This window comes from Sporobacter termitidis DSM 10068, assembly GCF_900130065.1.
GTDB classification, from domain to species: Bacteria; Bacillota; Clostridia; order Oscillospirales; family Oscillospiraceae; genus Sporobacter; species Sporobacter termitidis.
The window spans coordinates 1-15,103 of sequence record NZ_FQXV01000010.1 but is presented as its reverse complement, the minus strand read 5'-3'; the positions used below and the strand labels follow the sequence as shown (position 1 = coordinate 15,103).

The 15,103-nt window shown below is 60.6% G+C and carries 5 protein-coding genes and 1 riboswitch; of the genes, 2 read left to right on the top strand and 3 right to left on the bottom strand.

The window, feature by feature from the left end; genetic code table 11:
- The first annotated feature begins 92 nt into the window (after positions 1 to 92).
- A riboswitch (cobalamin riboswitch) is annotated at positions 93 to 347 on the top strand.
- A 169-nt stretch (positions 348 to 516) separates the two neighbouring features.
- Both BUB60_RS13490 and BUB60_RS13485 read left to right on the top strand, forming a co-directional pair.
- Entirely contained in the window at positions 517 to 9,447 is an 8,931-nt protein-coding gene (locus BUB60_RS13490) for an InlB B-repeat-containing protein (protein WP_073079992.1), read from the top strand.
- Between the two features lie 19 nt (positions 9,448 to 9,466).
- Complete coding sequence (locus BUB60_RS13485; RefSeq protein WP_073079989.1) at positions 9,467 to 11,125, top strand: S-layer homology domain-containing protein; 1,659 nt, start codon at positions 9,467 to 9,469, stop codon at positions 11,123 to 11,125.
- Positions 11,126 to 11,254: 129 nt separating this feature from the next.
- On the opposite strand, the gene BUB60_RS13480 is transcribed toward BUB60_RS13485, so the two are convergent.
- From BUB60_RS13480 to BUB60_RS13470, 3 genes are all read right to left on the bottom strand, one after another.
- Positions 11,255 to 12,547 carry a nitrogenase component 1 gene (locus tag BUB60_RS13480; protein ID WP_073079987.1) on the bottom strand — a complete coding sequence of 431 codons (1,293 nt, stop codon included), beginning with the start codon at positions 12,545 to 12,547 and terminating at the stop codon, positions 11,255 to 11,257.
- Entirely contained in the window at positions 12,513 to 14,717 is a 2,205-nt protein-coding gene (locus BUB60_RS13475; protein ID WP_200796636.1) for a nitrogenase component 1, read from the bottom strand. The genes BUB60_RS13480 and BUB60_RS13475 overlap by 35 nt, the downstream gene beginning before the upstream one ends.
- Before the next feature lie 43 nt (positions 14,718 to 14,760).
- The coding region (locus BUB60_RS13470) for an ASKHA domain-containing protein (RefSeq protein WP_143162361.1) at positions 14,761 to 15,103 on the bottom strand (343 nt) is incomplete at its 5' end.

Below are 15,103 nucleotides of genomic sequence, written 5' to 3'. Positions count from 1 at the left end.
ATAGATAATCGTAAAAATTTGTGAGGCTTCCTGAAAAGCATTGACATTTGAATATTGCTCCGGCTTTTGTGGCAATTGCGCGACCCCGCTCTGGGCGGGACACGCAATCTTGTTCAGCTGAACAAGGGAATCAGGTGAGAATCCTGAGCACGTTTTGAGCCGCCGCCGCGCCCTTTGGAGCGGCCCGGTTCCAATTCAGTAGCTGTAAGCATGGAGCGTATCCTTTTTCTGCGAAAGCAGGTCACTGGCTGCTGTAATGGCTCGACCGGGAAGGCGAAGGGTGCGCGCCGGCGCGAAAAGCGCCCGAACATGCAAGTCAGAAGACCTACAAGAAGGCATCCCCCACGGGGTGCTTCCCAGCCAATCAAAAGCGGTGGTATTTTTACCGCCGTTTTTTCTTTCCCGATCGGGACAAAAGCGGATGCGGCCTGCGTTCGCTTTTTGTCTTTGGCCGCTGGCTGTGAAATGTGTTTCATCATTCCTGAGAGGATAGAAAAATAAAAGGAGAGTGCGTACATGAAAAAAAACAGAAAAGCGATCGCGCAGAGGCTTTTCAGTCTGTTTCTCTGCTTTGTCATGGCAGCGTCGCTGGCGCTGCCCACGGGCGCGCGGGCTCTGGAAAGCGGAACAGAGCCGGGGGTGGTTCAAGGTCTGGAAGATAAGACGGACCAAGCCTCCGGCGATTCTGAGCAGCCGGGAGATTCCGAAGCTCCGGAGGCCCCCGCGGACCCGGCGGTTCCCGAAAATTCGGAGGCCCCCGAGACTCCAGAGACTCCCGAGAATCCCGGGACCCCCGAGACTCCGGAGACCTCAGAGACTCCAGAGACTCCAGAGACTCCAGAAGAGCTGGAGGAAACCGAATCCCCCGTGCTGACGGCCTTCCAGGCGCTGCAGGAGGCCCTACCCGAAAGCCTGCAGCCGGGTGCCCTGCCGGAGGAGGATGAGCTCGAAGCAATGGCGCGCGAGGATCTGCTGGCGCTGCTGGCGGAGCTGGACACATTTCTGGAGCAGTGCGACGCACTCGTGGGCGGCGGGACATACACGGCAAGGTCTGCGGACAAAGCGGCGGACGACGCGACTGCGGAGGAAGGCCTGGACGAACAGCTTGCCCCCTATTACGCCCTGCGCGAGCTGCTGATGGACGCACTGGCCGCAACGCCCCCCACGATGCCGGAGGGCACCTACATCTGGTACACCGGAGGCTACGCAAGCGGCATGTTCACCATATCCGCAGGCGCTGAGCTGCGCGAGCTGGCGGAGCTCGTCAACGGCACGGCCAAAGATGCAGGCGGAGCCGCGGTGATAGACGACTTCTCGGGGAAAACCGTCACGCTTGCCGGTAACATTGATATCGGGGGGGCGGATTGGTTCCCCATCGGCGGAGACACATACAATGCCGCGACTACGTATTTCAAGGGCGTCTTCGACGGAAACGGCAAGACCGTCGGCGGACTGCAGATCGGCACCAAGGACGTGCCCAAGACGAATGGTGTTCACAGCAGGTCTTCCGAAACGCTGGACTACGTGGGGCTGTTCGGCTGCATATCCGGCGCGACTATCGAGGACCTGACCGTTGAGGGCGCGGTTTATATCGGCGTTTCCAGCACTGAAAAATTTGGTCAGCGCACCGGGGGCGTCGTGGGCTCTTCGGAAGGCGGCAGCTCTCTTGCGAGGATTACCAATAAGGCGACAGTCTCCAACAATGGCGCCGCCAGCACCAACCGCCGCTATGTCGGAGGCGTGGCGGGCTATACGAAGGATACGAAAATTACTTACTGTGTGAATTACGGTGCCGTAACCGGCGGCGCTTATGTCGGCGGCATTGCCGGCGGCTATTCCGAATCGGTCAGCACAAGCCTGATCGAAAACTGTGAGAACCATGGCGCGATCAATGCGGATAACACGTCTGCGGGCTACATCGGCGGCGTGGCCGGTCGAGTGAACCAGATAACCGACTGCACCAACAGCGGTTCCGTTACCTATACGGGAACCAACAGCTACACCGGCGGCGTGGCCGGGGGTATCGGGAATACTACGGTGTCCGGCCTGGAGAATAACGGTCCTGTAACAGCTGACAACGGCGCTTACGTCGGCGGGGTAGCCGGCGATAAGGTCGGCGGTGCGGGGAGCATTCCCTCGAATCCGTCGTCTGGCTGTACGAACAACGCGGCCGTGTCCGGCAAGTCTTCGGTCGGCGGCGTTTTCGGCAGGACGGCCGCAACCGCAAAGGAATGCCGCAATACCGGCGCTGTAACGGCCTCAGGCGGTACGGTCGGCGGTATCGCCGGTGAGCTCAGAAACGCGAATCAGGGCGTCGTCGACAGCACTAATACCGGCATGGTCACATCTTCCGGGATAAACGCCGGCGGCATTGTCGGTACGATCGGCGCCAATAGCGCCAACATCAAGATCAGCGGCTGCGCCAACAGAGGCGACGTGAGCTCCACGTCATCCGAGGCCGGCGGTCTCATTGGCTACGGCAACACAGCCGACAGCAGTGTCACGGCCTCCTCCAGCAGCGGCAATGTCAAAGGCACCACAAACGTCGGCGGCCTCGTCGGCCGCGGCAAGTGTACGATTTCTACCTGCTATAATACCGGCACGGTTAAGGCTACGGCGGTGGGCGGCATCGCCGGGGGTCTTGCCGGCACCGCGACGGCAAGTGTCGGCAATTGCTATACGACAGGCGCCGTCACCGGTGACAAAGCGGGACAGCTGGCCGGAAGTAATGCAAGCGCGGTGACAGGCTGCTTTGCCTATGTGGCCGGCAGCACGCTGCCGGGGCTGGCCGGGGGCGCGGGCAAGAGCTGTTATATCCTCGGCAGCGCATCGGCGGGAGCCGACGCTTCCGGCGTCGCCACGCTGACTGCGGAGCAGTATAAAGAAGAAACCCTCCCCTATGAACTGGATAACGCCTCCGTTCCCAGGACCTATGTCTGGATGGCCGGCGAGAAGCACCCGCTGCTGACAAACGATCCGACGAAGGCCAGCTATAAGTTTTCCTACAAAGTCAAGGGGGGGAACGACCCCGATGGCGGAAGCATCTCCGTAAAAGTGGATAACAAAACCATTGATGCCGACACCGACAATTTTGTGGCGTACGGCAAATCCTATGAGATCACCGTCACCATGGCCGAGGGCTACACCGTCCAGCTGGAGGGCCTGCCGGAGAACGCGGAGGCCGCGGCGCGGGAGCGCACGACCGTGTATACCGGAACAGTCAAGGCCGATGCGGCGTTTACTTACGTATTTTATATTCCCGGTTCGGGCTCCGGCTTTGAGGAGGAGCCGGAGGACGGCGTCTATGTCATCAGCACCGCGGACGACCTTCTCGGCCTCTCCGCGCTGGTGAGCGGCGGCAGAGCCTTTGAGGGCAAGACCATCAGGCTGGCAAACGACATCGACGTGTCCGGCCGCTACTTTGAGGCCATCGGTACGCAGAGCAATCCCTTCAAGGGCAGCTTTGACGGCCAGGGCCACAGCGTAACGCTGAATATCGACACCGATGATCCTTATCAGGGCTTGTTCGGCTGCGTCGGCAGTGCTTCCGGAGAGACCCCGAATACCATCTCGAATGTGACGATTAAGGGCCGCGTAAAGAGCACGGGCGATTATGTCGGCGGCGTTGCCGGCTCGGCCAGCGCGCCTGTGACCGGCTGCCGGAATGAGTCTGCCGTGACCGGCGCGCAGAACGTCGGCGGCATCGTCGGCAGCATCGGCGCATACGACATAAAAAACTGCGCCAACCTGGGCGCGGTATCCGGCACGCAGCACGTCGGCGGAATCTGCGGCATCGGCAGTCCCCACATTGACAGCTGCTATCACGCGGGCTCGGTCAGCGCGGCGAGCAGAGGCGGCGGCATCGCCGGCAACTATCAGGACAGCACCCCCGGCGCCGTGTCCAACAGCTTCTCCTACGATGCCGCCACGCCCTTTGCGGGCTATATAAACGCTTCGGTGGTCAAAAACAGCTACGCTCTGTACAAGAACGATCCCACGGGGGGTGTCACCGTCAAAACTGCGGAGGAATTTACCGCGCTGGAGCTTGTCTGGCTGCTGGATGCGGGCGGCAAGGAAACGCGCACCTTCAACTGGGCGCCGGGGGAGAGGTACCCTGTGTTCAGTACAGCGGAGAGCAAGGCGGTCTACCGTGTGCATGCCGTGAAGGAGTATGGCAGCGCGGAGGGCGCCGGCTCTGTGACGGTAGGCGCCGGCGAAACGCCCGTGCCGGGCGCGGTGGCTTACGGCGAGGCCGGAGACGCTTATGCCGTCACAATCACCCAGCTTGAGCCGGAAACGTATAGTCTGTACCTCACGGGCATTCCGGAGGACGCCGTTGAAGAGCCCGCCGGAACCTACAGCGGCACGCTCGCCGGGGATATCGACGTGTTCTTTTCGTTCGACACACTGGGAGATTCCAGCTGGCTGGAACCGGAGGGCGACGAGTATGAGCTCGCCACCGCGGACCAGCTTGTCGCGCTGAGGACAGCCGTCAACAGGGGCAATACCTTCAAGGGCAAGACCATCAGGCTGACGGCCGATATTGACATGAGCGGCAAGACCTTCATGGGCATCGGGTCCGAGGAAAAGCCCTTCATGGGCAGCTTCGACGGGCAGACGCACACCATCAGCGGCCTGAACCTCCAGACGGCGGAGCAGGATAACCGCGGCTTCTTCACCGGAATTGAAAACGCCACCGTGAAGAACCTGACCGTCGGCGGCGTCATCACGGGGCGGGATAATACCGGCCTGCTCGCCGGATGCCCGAAGGGCAGCACCGTGTTTGAAAACTGCTTTGTCGCGGCCGGCAGCAGCATCAGCGGCAGGAACTGTGCCGGCGGGCTTATCGGCCGCGCCGGGTACGGAATATCCGTCGTCGGCTGCGAAACGCTGGCCACCGGGGCCTCAGAGGGGCTCCCGGCGGCGAATGTGTCCGTCCGGGGTGCCGGCACGGCCGGCGGCCTCGTCGGCCTTTTGGAAGCAAAGCCGGAGGGGGCCACACCGGTAATCTGCGTGCAGGATTCCGTATCCCGCGCCGTGGTCGAGACAACAGGGAGCTCTGCCGCCGGCAGTTACGGCGGCGGCGTCGCCGGACGGATGGAGGCCGGTACGGCTGTCCAGAACTGCAGAAACGAGGGTCCCGTAAGCTCGTATCAGTATTCCGGCGGCATTGTCGGCGCGATGGATAAGCTCGCGGCGGTCACGGGCTGCGTGAACAGCGCGGCGGTCGAGGCGGGGAGCGGACGGTACGTCGGCGGCATTGCCGGAGCCGCCGACGATGGCTGCGTATTTACGGGCTGCGTCAACGAGCAAACCGGCACGATTTCCCAGACTTCCTGTCTGGGCGGTATCGTCGGTTTTGCATCCGCTGCGGTCAGCCTGGCGGACTGCAAAAATGAGGCGGCTATCACCGGAACCTCCGACTATATCGGCGGCATTTTGGGCCAGGCGGGTGAAATGAACGCATATGGCCTTGCCGCCTTTACAAAATGCTCCAACAGCGGCGCAATTAAAGGCGGCTCAAATGTCGGCGGCGTTGCGGGCGGCGTTGCGGGCAGCAGCTCCTGCTACATCTCTGCGCAATTGGCCGACTGCACAAACAGCGGCGGCGTGACGGGTGCGGATAATCTGGGCGGTATCGTGGGCCTGGCCAATTACAGCACCCAGAAGGTCCCCACCAAGCTGTCCGGCTGCTCCAACAGCGGCACCGTCAGCGGAACCGGCGTCTCTGTCGGCGGCGTCGGCGGTTCGGTAGGTGGTAATTATATTGTGGTCGAGAATTGCTCCAATTTAGGCAGCGTCAGCAGCACGACAAACCGCGCGGCCGGTATTTTGGGCGGCACCAGCCCGAATGCGAGCTCATATTGGAAGATCATCGGCTGCTCCAACAGCGGAAATATCGAGGGAAAAACGGCATACGGTATTGCCTATACCATCCGGCAGTATGCGGCGGCGGAGAACTGCCGCAACAGCGGCACGGTCACCGCGACCGGCGGCGATGCCGCAGGTATTGCCGGTACGGCGTCAAACGCGATGCGGATCAAAAGCTGCTATAATACCGGCAGCGTCACAGCCACCGGCAACGCGGCCGGTATCATAAACGGCGTGGACGGATTTTTGCAGGATCAGGGCGGAATTCAGGATTGCTACAATACCGGCAGGATTACGGGCAGCGGCGTTGTGGCCGGTGTTCTGGGCAAGCTGGACAAGGCGGGCTATCTGGAGATGCGATACTGCTACAACACCGGCGAGATTGTGGCCGGCGCTTCCTCAACATTAGTAAGCGGCGTGTTTGGCGCCGTCGGCAGGTACAGCTATCCCAGCTATTGCTACAACGCCGGCAATATCACCTCCGCCGCCGCGGCGCCGACGGGTATCGGCGGCGTGGTCGCAAAGGCTGAGACGGACACCTTCAACTATGTGAAATATTCTCACAACTACGGCAAGATCACCGTGGCAAACGCGGGCGCCGCGGCTGTCACCGGCGCCGTGACCGGCGGAAGCGTCATTTCCGCAAAAGGCAGCAATCTTTATTACAGGACAGACTGCGTTGCCCTGACAGATGGGTCGGCCATGCCCCCGGTGGACGCCGGCGTATGCACGGAAAAGACCGAAGCGCAGTTCAAGCTGGCTGAGGTCGCGTATCTGCTGGACAACGGCGCAAACCCGTTACGAACCTATCACTGGTCCCAGGGCGAAAACTATCCCGTCCTCGCCGCCTCGGATGAGACGGCGGTTTACCGCGTGACCGTAGAAAGTGTTGCGAACGGAACGCTTGTTCCCGCCGGCGAGAACTACGGCGTGGGCGGCTCGGCAATGTCCTTTACGGTGAAGCCGGAGGCCGGCTATAAGCTCGATAAGCTGACGCTGAAGGATACGGACGGCATCAGCTACGCTTTTACTGTGAACGCGGATACCGTAGCCTTCGCCATGCCGACGGCGGATTCCACGCTGACCGCCTCCTTTGTCAGCGGCACGGCGGAAGATAAGGAATATACGGCGACGTTTATCTCCGGGGATCAGACCTTTGCCAGCGTCCAGGTGAAGAGCGGGAATACCTTGGCCGCCCCGGCCGAAAAGCCGGTTTTGGAGGGCTATGTGTTCAAGGGCTGGTATACCTCCGCGGCGTACACAGACCTGTATGATTTCAACAGCCTGGTTTTCGGGAATATCACGCTCTACGCCAAGTGGGTGGAGGAGGGCAGCGAAACCGTCACGGTCAGCTTCAACCTGAACGGCGCCGACGGCCAATTGCCTGAAAAGCAGGTCATCACCATCGGCGGCCTTGTGAGAAGACCCGCCGCGCCCACCTGGACCAGCAGCGAGGACGGCATCAGCTATAACTTCTCCGGCTGGTATACCGCCAGGGTCGGCGGCGTGCTTTGGGATTTTGACAACGACCAGCCCACCGAGGATATGACGCTTTGGGCGCATTGGACCAAGCAGGATATCTTTTCCAGCGGCACGGCGGAAAACCCCTATGTGTTCAAGACCGGTGGGGAACTGGAGCAGCTGGCCGACAACGTTGCCGAGGGCAAAGGGTATGGGGGCTGCTACTTCAAGCTTGGCATCGATATTACCATTGACGATGCCGGTTGGAGCGGTCTCGGCTATATCAAAGCCGATTGGAAGCATGACCTGACTGAGCTGTCGGAATCCGGAACCGTTCCGTTCAACGGAAACTTTGACGGCGGAGGGCATACCATCACGCTCAATCCCAGGCAGATCGTCGCGGTCTTCGGCGCGGTCGGTTCCACCGGGGTGGTATACAACCTGAACGTGGTGGGCGTGCTGGACCCTGCCGTAAATCGCGAGATGTTCGGCGGCGTGGCCAGCGTCAACTTCGGCACGATTGACACCTGCAATGTGGTGCTGACGGGTGACGGCGACGACGCGGATGGCAACGTCTCCAGCTACGCCGGCGGCATCGTCGGCGGCCTGGCTGCGGGAACGATCAAGAACTGCACGGCGACGGTACAGCTGTATAACCACACCGATGGAATAAAAGCCTTCGGCGGCATCGCCGGATATGTGGTGCGCGGCGGTGTTGAGGGCTGCACGGTCAAGGCCGGCTCGACCATTTTAGCCGATAAGCCCGCGGTGCTTGATTATGGCGTCGGCGGCATTGCCGGCACGATGACTTCGGATACGAGAGCGAACGGCCAGTGTGCCTATATGACCGGCTGCACCGTTGAGCAGGGCGTTACGATTACCGGCTATACCATTGCCGGCGGCCTTGCCGGCATTGGCACGATTATGGAGGACTGCCGCGTCGGCGCCGACGTGTATGTAACAGGGGTACTTTCCTCAGGTGAACACGCCAGTGCTTCAGCTTTCGCGGGCGCTCCGCAGAGCGCCGGTGAATCGGGCGTCAGCAACAGCTATTATTACGGAAGCTGCGTCCAGGGAACGGGCGACCTGATCAAGGACCTTCACGTAACGAACTGCTATTACGCCTTTGTGGACAACAAGCCGGCGGACGGCAGCGCGTCGTCGTCCGCCTTCGCCAGTTACAAGACGGAAGAGCAGCTCGCCTCCGGCGAGGTCGCTTACCTGCTGGACGGCGGCGGGGGCGCGCACCGCCACGTCTGGACGCAGGGGACGGAGAGCGAAGCGGGCTACCCCGTACAGGGGACGCCCTCCTATTATTGGATTAAAGAGCTGAATGCCACGCACGGCACCATCTCCATCGGCGGCAAGACGGAGAGTCCCTATCGGGCCGCGGGCAGCACCGTACAGGTGACGGTCACCCCTGAGAAATACATAAACGCGCAGTACGGCCCGCAGTATGCCTATAAGCTGTCCGGCCTGACCGTGACGGACGTCAATGGCGGGGTTATCCCCGGCAGCATTGACGAGCTCCGCTTTGTCATGCCGGAGGGCGACGTCGGGCTTGTCGCCGCGGTCTTTACGCGGCAGCAGACAGGCTACGTTGAAGAACAGGACGGGGGCAAGGGCGACGACCCCGGCACCACCCCCAATCCCGACACGGGCACAGGTACGGGCTCGGGTACAGGCACGGGTGAGGGCGGCGACGGCGAGGGCGCCGGTGAAAATCCCGGCGGCGGCGAGGGCACCGGAGCGACCGATAACAGCGGCGTCGGCGAATCCGGCAACCCCAGTGGCGAGACAGCGCAGGACTCGAACCAGCATGCCGTGACGTTAGGGGGCCAGACCCGGCAGACCCAGCCTGCCGACCCCGTGATCAGCGAGCCGCTGGAGGAGAAGCCTGAGGAACCCGAGGAGAAGCAGGCGGAGGAGCCACAGCCGCCCGAGCAGCCCAAGGACGACGAGAACCTCCTGGACCAGGCGCCCGAAATTACGGAGACCACCCGGCACAACATCTGGCCTGTGATCGTGCTGATCGCGGCTATCGCGGCGGCGGCGCTCACGTCCTTCCTGGTACTGCTTTCCAGAAAGCGAAAAAAAGAGACCATTACAAAATAAAAATTAGGAGGATTATCTGATGAAAAAGACCACTGTAAAAATCCTGTCGCTGCTCCTGGTGATCGGTATGCTCCTGGGCCTGCCCGCGGGCGCTTTCGCCGCCGCAGGCGGCGGGACGCTGGATACGGCCGTGGAGGAAGCGGCGGCGTATATCTATCGGACTGTCGCAAATCCTCAGGTAGATTCCATAGGCGGAGAGTGGGCCGTTCTCGGCCTTGCCCGCAGCGGCTATGAGGTGCCGGACGAATACTATCAAAAATACTACGACACCCTGAAAAATTACGTAACAGCCCGAAAGGGTGTCCTGAGCGAATCGAAATACACGGAGAATTCCCGGGTAATCGTCGCGCTGTCTGCCATAGGAAAGGATGCCAGGGATGTTGCCGGCTACGACCTGACCAAGCCCCTGGGCGACTTCGACGCCGTCATTTCCCAAGGGATTAATGGCCCGATCTGGGCGTTGATTGCCCTTGACAGCGGGAATTACGACATGCCGGAAAACCCGGATGCCAAGACGCAGGCCACCCGCCAGATATATATCGATGAGCTGCTGTCCCGCCAGCTGGCCGACGGCGGCTGGTCCATGGTCGGGAGGGGCGGCGATACCACCGAGGCCGACCCGGACATCACCGGCATGGTCCTCCAGGCCCTGGCCAAGTATCAGGATCAGCCGGCGGTGAAGCAGGCAACCGGCAAAGCACTGTCCTGCGTCTCGCTGATGCAGGACGCCAGCGGCGGGTTCGTCTCCTGGCACTCCCTGAATGCCGAGAGCTGCGCGCAGATCATCGTGGCTCTGGCGGAACTGGGGATACCGCTGGACGACAGCCGCTTTGTCAAGAACGGGAACACGGTCCTGGACGCGCTGATGTCTTTCCGCGCGGAGGACGGCGGCTTTCTGCATACGGGCCAGGGCGCGGGCGCTTCTAATCCGATGGCCTCCGAACAGGCCCTTTACGCACTGGTGGCCGCCCAGCGCCTGCGCGACGGCAAAACCAGCCTGTATCGCATGACCGACACCCGGAGCATCCCCGAAGGTGAGAATACAAGCGGTAAGGGACTGCCCGGAAAGCACGCGGACGTCCGGCCCACCGAACTGACGGCCCCCGGCGCTACCTTTACCGATATCTCCGGCGTCAACGCCCACAAGAATCAGGAAGCCATCGAGGCGCTGGCCTCCCGGGGCATCATCGACGGCATGGGCAGCGGCCTGTTCGAGCCGGACAGCGCCATGACCCGCGCCCAGTTTGCCGCCATCGTGGTGCGCGCCCTGGGGCTGACGCCCAAGGCCGCCGATTCCTTTGCGGACGTCATATCCGACCAGCAGTACGCCGCCTATGCGGATACCGCCCGGACCTATGAGATCGTCCTGGGCGTGGGCGACGGTAAATTCAGTCCCGAGGGGACGGTCACCCGCCAGGAGGCCGCCGTCATGGTAGCCAGAGCCGCCAGGCTGTGCGGTATGAACACGGAACTGGACGACAACGCCGTCCGGGACGCGCTGGCCCCATTCCCCGATTATATGACCGCCGCGCGTTGGGCGCATCAGGGCCTGGCCTTCTGCTACAGTGAAAATATTCTGGACCAGAGCGATCTCAATATTCAGCCCACAGCGGCAATAAAGCGGTGCGAGGCCGCCCAGATGCTGTTCAATCTTCTGAGCCGCGCAAACCTGCTATAAGAGATATTGGAAAATGTGCGTTCACAAAATGCCTGGAACCTCTACGGTTCCAGGCATTTTGTGTTCTTGTATAAGGGATACGGCCAGCTTTCCTTTGACCAGCTTCAGGATTATCCGGCTGGGCCGGGGCTAAAACATCAGCCCGTTGACAATCTGCTCCGTCAGCAGCAGCGCGCCTTGAATGCCAAGGTGGGTTTTTGGTATGACATCCACATAACCAAGCGACGGCAGAGATATTTCGATCCCCGAGAATGCATGCTTTTTGAGCTTCAGCTTGGCAATCGTGTTGCCGCTTGCCAGCACCAGCTCGCTGTCCGTCTCCAGAATGTCACGATCCAGAGCGTCGGAAACACCCAGCTTGTCGAGCAGCGCACGGAGGCGATCCTTAAAGCAGTCGCTCCCCGCACTTAAAACCGACAGGCAGCTTGGGATCATCCCGAAATACCGGACAAGAAAGTCGGTATACGCGTACAGCTCCGAATACGTCCCTTCGACAGAGAAGGTGACGCCCTTGGGCAGCCCCGTTAAAGAATTGACCCGCGAGATGAAAGCGTACGCCCGGGCGCGCGCCCGTTCGCTTTCGGCGATGGCGGGGGAAGCGTCCGCTCCAAGAGAGACGCAGATTTCGCGCAGCAGCTTTTCCGTCGCGGCGAAGCCCACCGGCGGCCCATCGCAAACGTAAAAGGGCATGCCATATTGCGCGTTTAAGTTTTCCGCCGTCCTGAGGCCGTAGTCCGGATGGATGACAATATTGAGCGCGGCATTCGGCAAGTTTTTGACGCTCTCGAGGTCGCCGCCGGCGCAGAGCGGGCAGTTTACAGCAATGCCGCAAAGCGCCAAAAGGCGCCTGAGCTCCGCAATATCCCCCGTATAGTTTCGGTGAAAGACGGAAAGGCCAAGGAGATTGACCGTTTTAGGCGCTTTCTCATCCGCCTGACGGAGAGGGAGCTGCTTTAAAAGCTCGAGCGCCGCCGTCTCGTGGCCGGCGCAGATATCGCGTGAAAAACCCGGCGTTTCTACGACGACAACGGGCCTGTCTTGAATGATCGCCGCGGCGATCCCGCGCAGATCGTCGCCGATGAGCGCCGCGCCGGGGGAGTTGACGATACACAGCAGCTCGAAGGAAACGTTGTCGCGCAGGAATTCCAAAGCCTCGGTCAGCTTATCCCTGCTGCCGTAAATATAATCGCTGCTGTCCAGATAGGTGCACGGGACGCGCGGCTGCCCGAAGTACCATTTTTCGGGGTAATTGAGAGGATCGAATTCAAACTGCCGGATGGTCTGGTTATCCGAGGTGGCGGAATGATAAAACTTGCAGCCCGTAGGGCCGTTCAGCAGGACGATCGTCCGCGCGACGCCCTCCAGGGCAAAAATGATGCCGGAAAAGCTATCCGGCGTAATATTGTCTAAATAACCGCTCATCCTGTTTCCACTCTCCCTTCAGGTTTAGTTTCAAGAGCTGCGCCCAGCGCTTGGCCATGATAAGCCCTGAGTAAAAGCCGACGTCAGGGCACATGGGGATGGTATCGGCCACAAACACCTCGTCGGCAATGGAGGACGCGTAGTTTGTCAGGAGGATATCGGGCCTGTATCGTTTCAGGTCCTTTTCCCGGTTGTCCCGGTCGTAATTCTCCTCTACGGGAAGCGGCACATCAAGCCTTGTGCGAAAGCCCTCGTCCTGGGAGAAGTTGAGTATCCCAACCTTCACAACCTCTATGCCGACGTCGAGGGCTGTCTGCAATATCCAGTCCAAGCTGTGGTTATAGGTGATGACCATCAGCTTTTTCCCGGATAGAACAGGCTTTAAGGCCGCGACCTCCCGCGCGTATCGCGCCTGATGCTCCGCGATGATCGCTTCCGCGGCATCGGGTCTTTCGAAAAAGCCGGCCACGCCGCGCAGCCAGTCCGCCGTTTCGGCGAAACCGACGGGGAAGGCCATGTCGAAAAAGACGGCGCCGTACTCCCGGGTAAAAAAATCCTGGAGGAGCTTGCCGGTATAGTCCTTATACGCCAGCAGATTGAGCGGCGCGGCACAGAAGTTTTCCAGCCTGTCGTAAGTCGTATCGCAGAGAAAGCGGCAGTTTACGCCAATGCCGAGCTGAGACAGGAATTCGCTCATGATCCTGAAATTGCCATCCGTATTTTTTGCAACGACTTTTTCAAAGACCACGTTTACCGTATCCGGCGCCACGGGGACATCCCGGCGGATGATCTGCTTTGCCAGCATGGTGTAGCACATCAGCATTCCCTGGAGATAGTCGCCGGACATATTCCCGTCGGTTTTGATCGTGACAACGGGCAGGTCCGGTTCGGAAAGCAGCCGGACGCTGTCGATATCGTCCCCGATAATGCCGGCGGGGCAGGCGCTTATAACAACGATCGCCTTTGGACCGCGCTTTTTGATTTCGTTGATTTTGTCCTCCAGCTTTTCCATACCGCCGAAGATCACCTCCGACTCTCCCATCTCGGTGGCTTCAAGGTTCGGAGAGAGGGGGACGGGCAGAAGCGCCCCGCGCTCGAACAGTCCGCGCCGCCCCGTCGAGCTGATGCTCTGATAGGAGATATACGCGCAGCTCTTCGGCGCGTGCGCCAGGATCACGGCGTCTCTGATATGGACGCTCATTGTCACGGCGCCGTTGAACGCGCAGCCGTGGAGCGGCTCGCTCCGTATCATGTTTTTGGATAAGTACCTGTTGGGGTCCGTCAGGTCGATCTCCGGCACGGCCAAGGCCGGCTTCGGTTTTTTCCCGGGGGTCGACGCGGCCGGTATCTGCAAGCCGACCGTTTCCTCGCGGCCAAGCACGACGCTTTCAAGCTGTTCGTCAGAGAGAGGCTTTGCCTCGTAAAGCGTGCAGCCCGCCATGATCTCCTGAGCCAGTTTGGAGAAGATGTCTATGACGCCCCGGTCGATCGCCTGCTCTACAACAGTCATATTTGCCCGTTCCGCTCGTGTAAAGGCGTCGCTCCGCGGGATGATCGCGCAGATGGGCAGCCCCACGGCGCGCGCGAAGCGCACGACCCGTTCATCCTCATCCTCGACATTACGCTTGTTGTACAGGATGCCGGCAACCCGCCTTTCCTCGTTATCGTAGTTGCGGATACCGCGCAAAATATTATTCGCCGCGTACAAGGCCATAAACTCACCGGACGTGACGACAAAAATAGTGTCCGCATATTCTCTCCGGATCGGCACGGCGAAGCCGCCGCACACCACGTCCCCAAGAACGTCATACACGGTGATGTCATAGTGCTCCTTCAGCTTGAATTGATTGAGAAGCTCAAAGGTGCTGATGATGCCCCGGCCGGCGCAGCCGACGCCGGGCTTCGGCCCGCCCGCCTCCACACAGCCGATATCCGCGTAGCCGCGCAGCAATATGTCCTCAAGCTTGTAATCAAGGGGATTTGTGACACGCATATAATCGAGCACGGTGGTGAGCCGGTGCCCATGCGTCAAAAGCCTCGTGGAGTCGTGCTTCGGATCGCAGCCGATCTGCAGCACCCGCTTTCCCGCTTGCGCCAGAGCCGCGGACAGGTTGGCGCTGAGGGTCGATTTGCCGATGCCGCCCTTGCCGTAAACCGCTATTTCTTTCATTTTTTTGTTCACTCCTTTTTTGAGGCGCTATGCGATATGTTATCTAATCTGCCGAAGACGACGGGAAGAGGGCGGCGTCGGTATGAGGGAGGAAGCAGGCGGCGACGAAGGCGTCCATGTAGCCGGGCTGGGTGGAGAGCTCCAGATATGTCATGCACCTGGCGATCTCGTTAAGCTTGGCGGCGGCGTCCTCGGAGGTGAGCATGGCGTAGGCGCCGGCCAGGGAGGAGTTGCCGATGTAGGAGTATTTCTCAACTGGGAGGTCCGGGAACATGCCGATGCGGATGGCGTTTTTGATATTGATGCCGCTGCCGATGCCGCCGGCCACGGCCACGTGCTCCAGCATGTCGGGGGTGAAGCCCAGGGAGGAGATGAGGGTCATGATG

Coding starts and splice junctions, on each gene's coding strand:
- BUB60_RS13490 (WP_073079992.1), top strand. CDS start 517: ATGAAAAAAAACAGAAAAGCGATCGCGCAGAGGCTTTTCAGTCTGTTT.
- BUB60_RS13485 (WP_073079989.1), top strand. CDS start 9,467: ATGAAAAAGACCACTGTAAAAATCCTGTCGCTGCTCCTGGTGATCGGT.
- BUB60_RS13480 (WP_073079987.1), bottom strand. CDS start 12,547: ATGAGCGGTTATTTAGACAATATTACGCCGGATAGCTTTTCCGGCATC.
- BUB60_RS13475 (WP_200796636.1), bottom strand. CDS start 14,717: ATGAAAGAAATAGCGGTTTACGGCAAGGGCGGCATCGGCAAATCGACC.